The following is a 12550-nucleotide window of genomic DNA, read 5'->3' on the forward strand; positions in this document are numbered from 1 at the left end:
CCTGCTGAAACATCGCCCATGACCGCTTCCCGCCCTATCCACTCCCGCAAGGGCGTCTTTGCCGTGGTGCTTGGCAACGCCGTGGAGTTTTTCGACTTCGGCGTCTACGCCACCTTCGCCGTGCTCATCGGCCAGGTGTTCTTTCCCTCGCAGAACGCCTTCGCCAGCCTGATGGCCAGCGTCATCACCTTTGGTGTCGGCTTTATCGTCCGGCCCTTGGGCGCCATCCTCATCGGCGCCTGGGCCGACCGCGTCGGGCGCAAGCCGGCGATGCTGCTGACCATGGTGCTCATGGCCCTGGGCACCGGTGGCATCGCCGTGCTGCCCGGCTACGAGCAGATCGGCATCGCCGCGCCCATCCTGCTGGTGCTGACGCGCCTGTTGCAGGGCCTGGCCTGGGGCGGCGAAGCCGGGCCCGCCACCACCTACATCCTGGAAGCGGCGCCATTGCACAGGCGCGGCACCTACGCCTGCTGGCAGGTGGTGGCCCAGGGGCTGGCAGCGGTGGCGGCCGGACTGATGGGCTATGGCCTGACCCTCTGGCTGACGCCGGAACAACTGCTGGCCTGGGGCTGGCGTCTGCCCTTCCTGCTGGGTCTGGCGATCCTGCCCATCGGCCTCTATATCCGGCGCGGCCTGGTGGATACCCATGTGGGGGAGACACGAGGTACCGGGGCGGTCCTGGGCGAGGTGCTGGCCACCCAACGGCGGCCGCTGCTGCTGGGGCTGCTTATCCTTTCCGGCAGCACCATCACCCAGTATTTCCTCAACTACATGACCACCTTCGCCCTGGTGGAGCTCAAGCTGCCCACCGGCATCGCCATGCTCGCCACCCTGGTGATGGGCGCGGCCATGGCGGTCTGCTCGATCCTGGGCGGCGTCCTCAGTGATCGCTACGGCCGGCGTATCGTGCTGATCCTGCCGCGCCTGCTGTTGCTGGTGCTGCTCTACCCGGCACTGCAACTCATCACCCAGGCGCCCGGTGCAAGTACCTTCCTCGTCACCCTGGCGGTCCTTTCCGGTCTGCACGGGATGAGCGGTGCGGCCCTGATCGTGCTGCTGGTGGAGAGCTTTCCGCAGCGCGTCAGGGCCACCGGTTTTTCACTGGTCTATGCGGTGGGGGTGGCGGCCTTTGGCGGCACCGCCCAGATCGTGGTGACCTGGTTGATCGGTGCCACGGGCGATCGCATGGCGCCGGCCGTCTACCTGCTGGCGGCCAATCTGGTCTGTCTCGGCGCCGCCTGGTTCGCCGCCGAGACCTGTCCAGGGCGTCAGCCGGCGGAGCGCTCCCCGGCATAATCCGCTTCGCGACGGTTCTTGCGCTCCAGGCGGCTGTAGACCACCCCGGTCAGCAGCAGGCCGAACAGCAGTACCGCGGCCAGTAGATAGAGCCCCGAAGCCAGGGTGCCGGTCGCCGCCTTGAGCGCGCCGATGCCATAGGGACCCAGATAGCCGCCGAGGTTACCCACCGAGTTGATCAGGGCAATACCGGCTGCAGCGCTGGCCCCGGCGAAGAAGCGTCCGGGCAGGGTCCAGAACAGCGCGGTGAGGGAAAACAGACAGAAGGCCACCACCGACAGCGCCGCCAGTTGCAGCACGGCAGTACCGAACCAGGCGCTGCCGGCCATGGCCAGGGCGCCCACGGCATAGAGCACCGCCAGGTGACCGTAGCGATCCCCGAGGCGATCCGAACTGCGCGGCACGATGAGCAGGCCGAGGATGCCGAAGGCATAGGGAATGGCGGAGATGAAGCCGGTGGTGAGATCGCTGCCACCGAACTGGTGGATCAAGGTCGGCAGCCACAACCCGAGACCATAGATGCTCAGGGTCACCGGCAGGTAGTAGAGGGCCAGCAGCAGTACCCGACGATCCTTGAGCGCATGCAGCGGATTGCCATGGCGGGTCTGATCGAAGAGGTGCAGGTCCTTTTCCAGCTCCGTGGCCAACCAGCGCTTTTCGTCGGCATCCAGCCAGGCGACCTGGGCGGGCCCATCCGGCAGCCGGGTCAGGGTTGGCCAGGCCAGCAACACCGCCGGCGCACCTATGCACAGGAACAGCCACTGCCAGCCGTGCAGGCCGAGGGCGCCATCCAGTTGCAGCAGCATGCCTGACAGAGGCCCCGTCACCAGCATCGCGATGGGCTGGGAGAGGATGAACAAGCCCATGATCTTGCCGCGGTGACGCACCGGGAACCACTGGGTGAGGTAGTAGAGCACCCCGGGGAAGAAACCGGCCTCGGCCACCCCGAGCAGGAAGCGCATGGCATAGAAGCTGTTCGGCCCCTGGACGAAGGCCATGCCCATGGTGATGGCACCCCAGGTCACCAGGATCCGGGCGAACCAGCGGCGCGCCCCGAAGCGCTCCAGCAACAGGTTGCTGGGCACTTCGAAGAGGAAGTAACCGATGAAGAACAGCCCCGCACCGAGGCCATAGGCGGCATCGCCGATGCCTACGTCGGCCCCCATGTGCAGCTTGGCAAAGCCCACGGCAGAGCGGTCGATGTAGGCGACGAGGTAGAGCAATACGAGAAAGGGGACCAGCTTGCGCGTGATCCGGCGGATGAGGGCGGATTCAGAGTGCATGGCGTTCTCCGACTTGTTGTTGTTGTGCGGTTCGAGCGCAGATCAGCTGAAAGTCTAACGTAATATCATTGAAGGGTTAAATAGCCAAAAACGGCCTTTAGTCGCCCTTCAAAGACATTTTGGTACTATTAAAATAAAGTTACGAAGTAGGAAATCTTACCACTTGCTTTCCGCTGATCCCTGTTCCAGAGCCGTCGAGCCCGTGGCTGAGTCGGTTATCGCGCTGACAGTGTTATAGTGATGGCACGACGACTCGGATGCCTTTCGATGAATTACAAGACACCGCTGCCGCGCAAAAGCAGACATGCACGCATCGTCCACGAACTCGGAACCCAGATCGTGTCTGGCCACTTTTTGCCAGAACAACGCCTGCCGCCCGAGTCGCAACTGTGCGAAGACTATGAGGTGAGCCGACCCGTCCTGCGGGAGGCCACGCGAGTGCTGGTAGCCAAGGGCCTGGTGCGGTCCAAACCCAAGGTCGGGACCGTAGTGAAGCCGCGCAACGAGTGGCACCTGCTGGATCCCGATGTCCTGCATTGGCTGCTGGAAAGCGATTCGCGACACAACTTCTATGAGACGCTGGTCAAGGTACGCAACATCATCGAGCCGGAAGTAGCGGCTCTGGCTGCTGCCAATGCCCAGCCCGAAGACGTGACGGCCATTGCCGACGCCTATGAGCGGATGGAGAAGGCAGACGATATCGGTGGCATGGCAGAGCCGGACATGGCCTTCCACCTGGCCATCGCCAATGCGACTCACAACGAACTGCTGATCCACCTTTACAGCATCATGCTGATACCGGTGCGTGACTATCTGGAGCGCTCCTCGGCGCTCTTCGCCGGCGAGGGCCTGGCCCTGCTGGTCTCCCGCCACAAGGCGATCCTGACCGCGATCCAGCACCGCGACCCGCTCAGTGCCCGGCACGCCTCCATCGCCCAGCTGGCTGGTGTCGATGACCTGGTGGCCGAAGCCTTCCGGACGGAACCCTTGTCTGCCAAGGAAGTTTCGTATGATCATTAAGGGCAATAACCCACTCGCGGTATGCCCTCATGTCCAGCAGCTACCACGCTTCCACCGTCGAACAGCTCGGCCAGCGTCTGGCGGCCGGGCAATTCCCACCCGGTAGCTCGCTCAAGGTAGAGGCGGACCTCTGCCAGGAACTCGGCGTCAGCCGTACCATCCTGCGCGAGGCGATCAAGACCCTGGCGGCCAAGGGCATGCTGGAAGTCGGCCCCAAGGTCGGTACCCGGGTCCTGCCGCTCAGCCGCTGGAATCTGTTCGACACCCAGGTGGTGGGCTGGCTGGCAACGGGCGGCCTGCCCGCGCATTTCGTCAAGGACCTGCTGGACCTGCGCCACGCCATCGAGCCGGCCGCGGTACGCTGGGCGTGCGAAAGGGCCACCCCGGATCAGGTCCAGGCGATCCAGGTCGCCTACCAACATCTGGAAGCCTCCCTCGACGGCGGTGACTACAACACCGCCGACCAGCGTTTCCACGAATGCGTGCTGGCGGCCAGCCACAATCAGTTCATCGAGCAGATGGTGCCCGCCCTGGGCGCTCTGCTGGCAGCCTCCTTCACCCTGTCGTCGGCCGACCCTGACGAGCTGCGACGCACCCTCCCCCTGCACAAGACCCTCGCCGACGGCATCGCCTCGCGCGATGCCGCGCGCGCCGTCTGGGCCTGCATGATGCTGATCGACAGCGCCGCAGTGACCCTGGCGCGCTATACCGATTGACGGCGCGCCAGCGCAACCTGCGCGTCTCCACGGGTTCCTATGCCTGGATTTCCCGTCCTGCCACAACAAGAGAGGTGAACGATGGATTGGCAGCCGCTGCTTCCCCAGCGCTTCAAGCTGGCCGAGGGCCCCTTCTGGGACCAGCAGACCCAGGCGCTCTACTGGGTAGACATCGCCGGCTTCAAGGCCTGCCGCCTGCACGGCGAGCGCTACCAGGAATGGCAACTGGATCGTCCCTGCTCCGCCTTCGTGCCCACGGCTCGCGGCGATGCCCTGGTCACGCTGCCGGACGGCGTCTTCCGCCTGGACCTGGATTCCCCGGAAAGCCATCCCGCCCTGGAACTCTTCTGCGTGGCCGATCCCGACCCCGGTAACCGTGGCAACGAAGCACGCTGCGACGCCCAGGGCCGTCTCTGGCTCGGCACCATGCAGAACAATCTCGATGCCGAGGGCGGTGACGTGCCCATCGACAGGCATTCGGGCGGCCTGTTCCGCATCGACCCCGACGGTAGCGTGAGCCGCCATGCCAGCGACCTCGGCATCGCCAATACCCTGGTCTGGAGCGCAGCGGACAATCACGTCATCAGCGCCGACACCCTGAAGGACACCCTCTATCGCTATCCGCTGGATGCCAGCGGCAACCTGGGCGAACCCACCGTCTGGGCCGGTCCTCACGAGCGCGGCTCACCGGATGGCTCGGCCATCGACAGCGAAGGCTGTGTGTGGAACGCGCGCTGGGACGGCAACTGCCTGCTGCGCTTCTCGCCCGAGGGCGAGTTGCTGGAGATCGTCGAGCTGCCGGTCCAGCGCCCCACCAGTTGCGTCTTTGGCGGACCGGATCTGCGCACCCTGTACGTCACCAGCGCCGCGGCCGATGGTGCTCTCGACGGCGCCCTGCTGCGAGCGACAGCTCCGGTGGCTGGCATGCCCTGTCACAGGTTCGCCGGCTGATTCATCCTACCGGCCCTGAGGCCCGCCAGAGGCACCTCTTGCCCTCTGGCCCTTTGTAACAGCCTGGTGACAGAGGTGACGAAAAATCTCGTCACCTTTTTCTTGCACCGGCATCCATCCAATCATAATATCAATACAGAGCGGCGTCGTCTGACCTCCAAGACGACAGGCCGCCGCCTCGCATTGCCTGGCCACACCAATAAAAACAAGGAGTTCCAGCTATGTTCCGTGTTCCGGGAGTTCGTTCTCTGCTGCGTGCCGCCCTCGCCGCTGGCGCTGTCAGTCTGTCCCTTTCCGCCTTCGCCGCCGATCCGGTCAAGATCGGCTTCCTGGTCAAGCAGCCCGAAGAACCCTGGTTCCAGACCGAATGGGCCTTCGCCGAAAAAGCCGCCAAGGACAAGGGCTTCACCCTGCTCAAGATCGCCGTGCCGGATGGCGAGAAGACCCTCGCCGCCATCGACAGCCTGGCTGCCAATGGCGCCAAGGGCTTCGTGATCTGCCCGCCCGACGTGGCCCTCGGCCCGGCTATCGTGGCCAAGGCCAAGCTCAACGACCTCAAGGTGATGGCCGTGGACGACCGTTTCGTCGACGCCAAGGGCAAGTTCATGGAAGACGTGCCCTACCTGGGCATGGCCGCCTTCGAGGTCGGTCAGCAGCAGGGCGCGGCCATGGCGGCCGAAGCCGAGAAGCGTGGCTGGAAGTGGGATGACACCTATGCGGTGATCAACACCTACAACGAGCTGGATACCGGCAAGAAGCGCACCGATGGTTCGGTGGAAGCCCTGAAGAAGGCCGGCCTGCCCACCGACCACATCATCTTCGCCCCGCAGAAGACCCTGGACGTGCCCGGCAGCATGGACTCCACCACTTCGGCCCTGGTCAAGCTGCCCTCGAATGCCAAGCACCTGATCATCGGTGGCATGAACGACAACACCGTGCTGGGCGGCGTCCGCGCCACCGAAAGCGCCGGCTTCAAGGCCGAGCAGGTGATCGGCATCGGCATCAACGGCACCGACGCCATCGGCGAACTGAAGAAAGCCAACAGTGGCTTCTTCGGCTCCATGCTGCCCAGCCCCCACGAAGAGGGCTACCAGACCGCCAGCATGATGTACGAGTGGGTGACTACCGGTAAGGAGCCGCCCAAGTACACCGCGATGGACAAGGTCACCCTCATCACCCGCGCCAATTTCCAGGAAGAGCTGGAAAAGATTGGCCTCTGGAAGTGATGACCCCGGCGGCGCCGGTCCTGGCGCCGCCCTCCTCTTTCGTCTGACAGGAGTGCTCCATGGCAGCCCTGGAACACACTACCGCCCAGAGCGCCGACAGCCTCGGTTTCGTCGGCATCGGCAAGACCTTTCCTGGCGTAAAGGCGCTCGCCGACATCTCCTTCAACGTACGTCCCGGTTCGGTGCATGCCCTCATGGGCGAGAACGGCGCGGGCAAGTCGACCCTGCTGAAGATCCTCAGCGGCTACCACGCTCCCACCACCGGTCACCTCAACGTCGACGGCCAGGAACTGGTGTTCAAGAGCACCGCCGAAGCCATCCGCGCCGGCGTCGCGGTGATCCAGCAGGAACTGCAGCTGGTGCCGGAGATGACCGTCGCCGAAAACCTCTTTCTCGGGCACCTGCCGGCACGCTACGGCATCGTCAATCGCGGCCACCTGCGCCATCAGGCGCTGGACCTGCTCAAGGGCCTGGCCGAAGAGATCGATCCCAACACCAAGGTCGGGCGCCTGTCGCTCGGTCAGCGCCAGCTGGTAGAGATCGCCAAGGCACTCTCCCGTGGCGCTCGCGTCATCGCCTTCGACGAGCCCACCAGCTCCCTGTCCGCCCGCGAAACCGATCGCCTGATGACCATCATCGCCCGCCTGCGCGACGAAGGCCGGGTGGTGCTCTATGTCTCCCATCGCATGGAAGAGGTCTTCCGCATCTGCGACGCGGTAACGGTGTTCAAGGACGGCCGCCACGTGCGCACCGTCGAACGCCTGGCCGACATCACCCCTGATCAGCTCATCACCCTGATGGTCGGCCGTGATCTCGCCGACATCTACGACTACCGGCCGCGCGAGATCGGTGGCGGCTGCCTCAAGGTCGAGGGCCTGCTCGGCCAGGGCCTGCAGCAGCCGGTGGGCTTCGAGGTCTGCCAGGGCGAGATTCTTGGCCTGTTCGGCCTGGTCGGCGCTGGGCGCACCGAGCTTCTGCGCCTGCTGGCCGGTCTGGAAAAGCACAAGGCCGGCAGCCTGAGCCTCAAGGGTGCGCCGGTCAATCTGAGATCCCCGCGCGACGCCATCGCCGCTGGCATCCTGCTCTGCCCGGAAGATCGCAAGAAGGAAGGCATCGTGCCCCTGGCCAGCGTGGCCGAGAACATCAACATCAGCGCCCGCGCTCATCACGCCAGCCTCGGCTGCCTGATCCAGGGTCGCTGGGAAAAGGCCAACGCGGAAAAGCAGATTCGCGCCCTCAACGTGAAGACCCCGCACGCCGGGCAGAGGATCAAGAATCTCTCCGGTGGCAATCAGCAGAAGGCCATCCTCGGACGCTGGCTGTCGATGCCCATGCAGGTGCTGCTGCTCGATGAGCCCACCCGTGGCATCGACGTGGGTGCCAAGTCGGAGATCTACGCCATCATCCACGACCTCGCCGCGCGCGGCATCGCCGTGGTGGTGGTCTCCAGCGACCTGATGGAGGTCATGGGCGTGGCCGACCGCATCCTGGTGATGAGCGAAGGTGCCATCACTGGCGAGGTGGCGCGCGCCGATTTCAACGACGAGCGGCTGCTGCAGCTCGCCCTGCCCCGTACCCGCGCCTGAGGGCGCGCCTTGCTGGTCGAGATAACAATAAAGAGGTCCTATCCATGTCCGCCCAACCCCACAGCCTGACCCCGCCGCGCCGCGGCTTCGACATGCGTCGCTTCCTCGACGACTGGGCCATGATGCTGGCCGCGCTGGTCATCTTCGCCCTCTGCGCGCTGTTCGTGCAGAACTTCCTCTCGCCGCTGAACATGCGCGGCCTGGGTCTGGCGATCTCCACCGTGGGCATCGCCGCCTGCACCATGCTGTTCTGCCTGGCCTCCGGCCACTTCGACCTCTCGGTGGGTTCGGTAATCGCCTGCGCCGGCGTGGTAGCGGCCGTGGTGATGCGCGACTTCGACAGCGTCTTCCTCGGCGTCGCCGCCGCCCTGGCCATGGGCCTGGTGGTGGGGCTGATCAACGGGCTGGTGATCGCCAAGCTCAAGATCAACGCCCTGATCACGACCTTGGCGACCATGCAGATCGTGCGCGGCCTGGGCTACATCTTTTCCGATGGCAAGGCCGTCGGCGTCTCCCAGGAGCAGTTCTTCGTGTTCGGTAACGGCCAGCTGTTCGGGCTGCCGGTCCCCATCGTCATCACCCTGCTGTGCATCCTGTTCTTTGGCTGGCTGCTCAACTACACCACCTTCGGCCGCAACACCATGGCCATCGGCGGCAACGAGGAAGCCGCGCTGTTGGCCGGTGTTCACGTCGACCGCACCAAGATCATCATCTTCGCCATGCACGGGGTGATCGGTGCCCTGGCCGGCGTGGTCCTGGCCTCGCGCATGACCTCCGGCCAGCCGATGATCGGCCAGGGCTTCGAACTTACGGTGATCTCCGCCTGCGTGCTGGGCGGGGTCTCCCTGGCCGGCGGCATCGGCATGATCCGCCACGTGATCGCCGGGGTGCTGATCCTGGCGATCATCGAGAACGCCATGAACCTGAAGAACATCGACACCTTCTATCAGTACGTCATCCGCGGAACCATCCTGCTGCTGGCGGTGGTCATCGACCGCTTCAAGCAGCGCTAAACCCAGACTCTGCCCTCCCCCGCGGCGCCACGGGCGCCGTGCCGGGGACCGCTTTGCCCGTGAAATGCCCGAGGACACCATCATGACCACGCCCAAACGCCCGCTCCGCTCCGCCCAGTGGTTTGGCAGCAACGACAAGAACGGCTTCATGTACCGGAGCTGGATGAAGAACCAGGGCATCCCGGACCACGAATTCCAGGGCAAGCCCGTCATCGGCATCTGCAACACCTGGTCCGAGCTGACCCCCTGCAACGCCCACTTCCGCAAGATCGCCGAGCACGTCAAGCGCGGCATCTATGAAGCCGGTGGTTTCCCGGTGGAATTCCCGGTGTTCTCCAATGGCGAGTCCAACCTCAGACCGACCGCCATGCTGACCCGCAACCTGGCCAGCATGGATGTGGAAGAAGCCATCCGCGGTAATCCGGTGGACGCCGTGGTGCTGCTCACCGGCTGCGACAAGACCACGCCAGCGCTGCTGATGGGCGCCGCCAGCTGCGACGTGCCAGCCATCGTCGTCACCGGCGGCCCCATGCTCAACGGCAAGCACCAGGGCCGCGACATTGGCGCCGGCACCATCGTCTGGCAATTGCACGAAGCCTATAAGGCCGGGACGATCGACCTCAACGAATTCCTCTCCGCCGAAGCCGGGATGTCCCGCTCGGCCGGCACCTGCAACACCATGGGCACCGCCTCCACCATGGCCTGCATGGCCGAAGCCCTGGGTACCTCGCTGCCGCACAATGCCGCGATCCCGGCCGTGGATTCGCGTCGCTATGTGCTGGCGCACCTCTCCGGCATGCGCATCGTCGACATGGTGGCGGAGGATCTGCGGCTGTCGAAGATCCTCACCAAGGAAGCCTTCGAGAACGCCATCCGCGTCAATGCCGCCATCGGCGGTTCCACCAACGCGGTGATCCACCTCAAGGCCATCGCCGGCCGCATCGGCGTGGACCTGGAGCTGGACGACTGGACCCGGGTCGGCCGCGGCACCCCCACCATCGTCGACCTGCAGCCCTCCGGCCGCTTCCTGATGGAGGAGTTCTACTATTCCGGCGGCCTGCCGGCAGTGATCCGCCGCATGGGCGAAGCCAACCTGCTGCCCCACCCCGAGGCCCTGACCGCCAACGGCAAGAGCATCTGGGCCAACTGCGCCGAGGCGCCCATCTACGGTGACGACGAGGTCATTCGCGCCCTGGACAACCCCCTGCGCGCCGACGGCGGCATCTGCGTGCTGCGTGGCAACCTGGCGCCCAAGGGCGCGGTACTCAAGCCGTCGGCCGCCACCCCGGCGCTGATGCAGCACCGCGGTCGCGCCGTGGTGTTCGAGAACCTGGAAGACTACAAGGCGCGCATCGTCGATCCGGACCTGGATATCGACGAGACCTGCGTGATGGTGCTGAAGAACTGCGGACCCAAGGGATACCCGGGCATGGCCGAGGTGGGCAACATGGGCCTGCCGCCCAAGTTGCTGGCCAAGGGCATCACCGACATGGTGCGCATCTCCGATGCCCGCATGAGCGGCACCGCCTACGGCACCGTGGTCCTGCACGTGGCGCCCGAGGCCTCGGCCGGCGGTCCGCTGGCGGTGGTCCGCGAAGGCGACATGATCGAGCTGGACTGCGCCTCCGGCCGCCTGCACCTGGACATCCCGGACGCGGAACTGGCCGCGCGCCTGGCCGACTGGCAACCGCCGGCGGACCAGCTGCTGGCCGGCGGCTACCGGCGCCTCTACGTCAACCACGTGCTGCAGGCCGACGAAGGCTGCGACTTCGACTTCCTGGTCGGCTGCCGCGGTTCCGAAGTGCCCCGCCACTCCCATTGACCGGCTCTACCCCCTCTCCCACCGGGAGAGGGTCGGGGTGAGGGGCTGGCGCAGCCTCTCTTTCCGGAACTCGGGGCCCTCTGCCCCACTCTTGCACAACAACAAACCGAAAAGGTGGTCGAGATGAAACGCACGTTAGCCCTTACCGGACTTGGACTGTCACTCATGATCAGTACCCTCACCGCCCAGGCGGCCGGCCTCACCAGCCAGCAGTCGAGCTTTGGCAAGCTGCCCGACGGCACGCCCATCGAGAAGTTCGTCCTCAGCAACAGCCACGGCATGCAGGCCACCGTTATCACCTACGGTGGCGTGTTGCAGGCGCTCAAGGTGCCCGACCGCAAGGGCCATAGCGAAGACGTGGTGCTGGGCTTCGATGACGTCCAGGGCTATCTCGACAACCCCACAGTGTTCTTTGGCGCCACCATCGGCCGCTTCGGTAACCGCATCGCCGAAGGCCGTTTCAGTCTCGACGGCAAGAGCTACCAGATCCCCCAGAACGACAAGACCAACGCCCTGCACGGCGGCCCTCAGGGTTTCAATACCAAGGTGTGGAAGGCCGAGCCGGCCAAGGGTGACGGCTGGGTCGGCGTGACCCTGAGCTATGTCTCCCCCGATGGCGAGATGGGCTTTCCCGGCACCCTCACCACCCAGGTGACCTATCAGCTGGACGAGCACAACCAGCTGACCCTTAAGTACCGCGCGACCACCGACAAGCCGACGGTGCTCAACCTGACCAACCACAGCTACTTCAACTTGGCCGGCGCCGGCAGTGGCACCGTGCTCAAGCAGGTGGCGATGCTCAACGCCGATACCTACACCCCGGTGACCGCCAAGCTGATCCCCACCGGCGAACTGCCACCGGTGGCCGGCACGCCGATGGACTTCCGCAAGCCGACCGCCATCGGCAAGCATATCGCCGACGAAAACCAACAACTGAAGTACGCCGAGCCCAAGCAGGGTGGCTATGACTTCAACTGGGTGCTCAACACCGGTGGCGATCTGCAGAAGGCCGCCGCCGTGGTGACCGATCCAGGCTCCGGCCGCACCCTGACTCTCTACACCACCGAACCGGGCGTGCAGTTCTACACCGGCAACTTCCTGGAAGGGAACATCAAGGGCAAGGCCGGCAAGACCTATGGCCATTGGGGCGCCTTCACCCTGGAAACCCAGCACTATCCAGATGCGCCCAACCAGCCCGACTTCCCCACCACCCGCCTGGACCCCGGCCAGACCTACACCCAGACGACGATCTTCAAGTTCGCCGCCAAGTAAGGCTGCCTCGGGTGCAAGAAAGGCCGCTCTCACGAGCGGCCTTTTGCGTTTCGGTGCCGTGTCGCGCCCTCACCCCAGCCCTCTCCCAGAGGGAGAGGGGGCCGCCCCGGCGCTACCCGTAGCCTCGTGCTCCGTCGCGTGGAAAACGGCAAAGCCTTTCCACTTGTACCGCCCTCCATCACCCCACACCCAACCACCCCGTAGCGTGGAAAACGGCGCAGCCTTTTCCACTTGCGCCGCCCTCCACCACTCCAAACCCAGCCACCCCGTAGCATGGAAAACGGCGCAGCCTTTTCCACTTGCACCGCCCTCCACCGCCCCACACCCAGCCACCCCGTAGCGTGGAAAACGGCGCAGCCTTT

General features: G+C 65.1%; 10 protein-coding genes. 9 read left to right on the forward strand and 1 reads right to left on the reverse strand.

The genetic code is table 11. The annotated features are described in order from the left end of the window. The first annotated feature begins 18 nt into the window (after positions 1–18). Positions 19–1299 carry an MFS transporter gene (locus APT59_RS15565; protein WP_059315688.1) on the forward strand — a complete coding sequence of 427 codons (1281 nt, stop codon included), beginning with the start codon at positions 19–21 and terminating at the stop codon, positions 1297–1299. Here APT59_RS15565 and APT59_RS15570 read toward each other — a convergent pair. Then, positions 1272–2582 carry an MFS transporter gene (locus APT59_RS15570; protein WP_059315689.1) on the reverse strand — a complete coding sequence of 437 codons (1311 nt, stop codon included), beginning with the start codon at positions 2580–2582 and terminating at the stop codon, positions 1272–1274. The genes APT59_RS15565 and APT59_RS15570 overlap by 28 nt on opposite strands. 267 nt (positions 2583–2849) lie before the next feature. On the opposite strand from APT59_RS15570, the gene APT59_RS15575 reads away from it, so the two are divergent. From APT59_RS15575 to APT59_RS15610, 8 genes are all read left to right on the forward strand, one after another. Then, positions 2850–3602, forward strand: coding sequence for a FadR/GntR family transcriptional regulator (locus APT59_RS15575; protein WP_059315690.1), 753 nt, complete (start codon positions 2850–2852; stop codon positions 3600–3602). A gap of 29 nt (positions 3603–3631) precedes the next feature. Beyond that, entirely contained in the window at positions 3632–4318 is a 687-nt protein-coding gene (locus APT59_RS15580; protein WP_059315691.1) for a FadR/GntR family transcriptional regulator, read from the forward strand. A gap of 81 nt (positions 4319–4399) precedes the next feature. Beyond that, a complete protein-coding gene (locus APT59_RS15585) occupies positions 4400–5269 on the forward strand; it encodes an SMP-30/gluconolactonase/LRE family protein (RefSeq protein WP_059315692.1) in 870 nt (289 codons plus the stop codon). Between the two features lie 221 nt (positions 5270–5490). After that, positions 5491–6495, forward strand: a complete 1005-nt coding sequence (locus tag APT59_RS15590; protein ID WP_059315693.1) for a substrate-binding domain-containing protein — start codon at positions 5491–5493, stop codon at positions 6493–6495. A gap of 59 nt (positions 6496–6554) precedes the next feature. Then, on the forward strand, positions 6555–8081 hold the full coding sequence (gene araG / locus APT59_RS15595; RefSeq protein ID WP_059315694.1) for an L-arabinose ABC transporter ATP-binding protein AraG: 1527 nt from the start codon (positions 6555–6557) through the stop codon (positions 8079–8081). A 44-nt stretch (positions 8082–8125) separates the two neighbouring features. Then, complete coding sequence (gene araH, locus APT59_RS15600) at positions 8126–9094, forward strand: L-arabinose ABC transporter permease AraH (RefSeq protein ID WP_059315695.1); 969 nt, start codon at positions 8126–8128, stop codon at positions 9092–9094. A gap of 82 nt (positions 9095–9176) precedes the next feature. Continuing rightward, positions 9177–10916, forward strand: a complete 1740-nt coding sequence (locus APT59_RS15605) for an IlvD/Edd family dehydratase (protein WP_059315696.1) — start codon at positions 9177–9179, stop codon at positions 10914–10916. Positions 10917–11039: 123 nt separating this feature from the next. After that, positions 11040–12188 (forward strand): aldose epimerase family protein, encoded by a 1149-nt coding sequence (locus tag APT59_RS15610; protein ID WP_059315697.1) that lies wholly within the window; start codon positions 11040–11042, stop codon positions 12186–12188. Positions 12189–12550: the final 362 nt, after the last annotated feature.

Source organism: Pseudomonas oryzihabitans (assembly GCF_001518815.1).
In the GTDB taxonomy this organism is placed as follows: Bacteria; Pseudomonadota; Gammaproteobacteria; order Pseudomonadales; family Pseudomonadaceae; genus Chryseomonas; species Chryseomonas oryzihabitans_E.

Bases quoted from the DNA above. Each gene is read 5' to 3' on its own strand.
- APT59_RS15565 (WP_059315688.1), top strand. From the start codon at position 19: ATGACCGCTTCCCGCCCTATCCACTCCCGCAAGGGCGTCTTTGCCGTG.
- APT59_RS15570 (WP_059315689.1), bottom strand. From the start codon at position 2,582: ATGCACTCTGAATCCGCCCTCATCCGCCGGATCACGCGCAAGCTGGTC.
- APT59_RS15575 (WP_059315690.1), top strand. From the start codon at position 2,850: ATGAATTACAAGACACCGCTGCCGCGCAAAAGCAGACATGCACGCATC.
- APT59_RS15580 (WP_059315691.1), top strand. From the start codon at position 3,632: ATGTCCAGCAGCTACCACGCTTCCACCGTCGAACAGCTCGGCCAGCGT.
- APT59_RS15585 (WP_059315692.1), top strand. From the start codon at position 4,400: ATGGATTGGCAGCCGCTGCTTCCCCAGCGCTTCAAGCTGGCCGAGGGC.
- APT59_RS15590 (WP_059315693.1), top strand. From the start codon at position 5,491: ATGTTCCGTGTTCCGGGAGTTCGTTCTCTGCTGCGTGCCGCCCTCGCC.
- araG (WP_059315694.1), top strand. From the start codon at position 6,555: ATGGCAGCCCTGGAACACACTACCGCCCAGAGCGCCGACAGCCTCGGT.
- araH (WP_059315695.1), top strand. From the start codon at position 8,126: ATGTCCGCCCAACCCCACAGCCTGACCCCGCCGCGCCGCGGCTTCGAC.
- APT59_RS15605 (WP_059315696.1), top strand. From the start codon at position 9,177: ATGACCACGCCCAAACGCCCGCTCCGCTCCGCCCAGTGGTTTGGCAGC.
- APT59_RS15610 (WP_059315697.1), top strand. From the start codon at position 11,040: ATGAAACGCACGTTAGCCCTTACCGGACTTGGACTGTCACTCATGATC.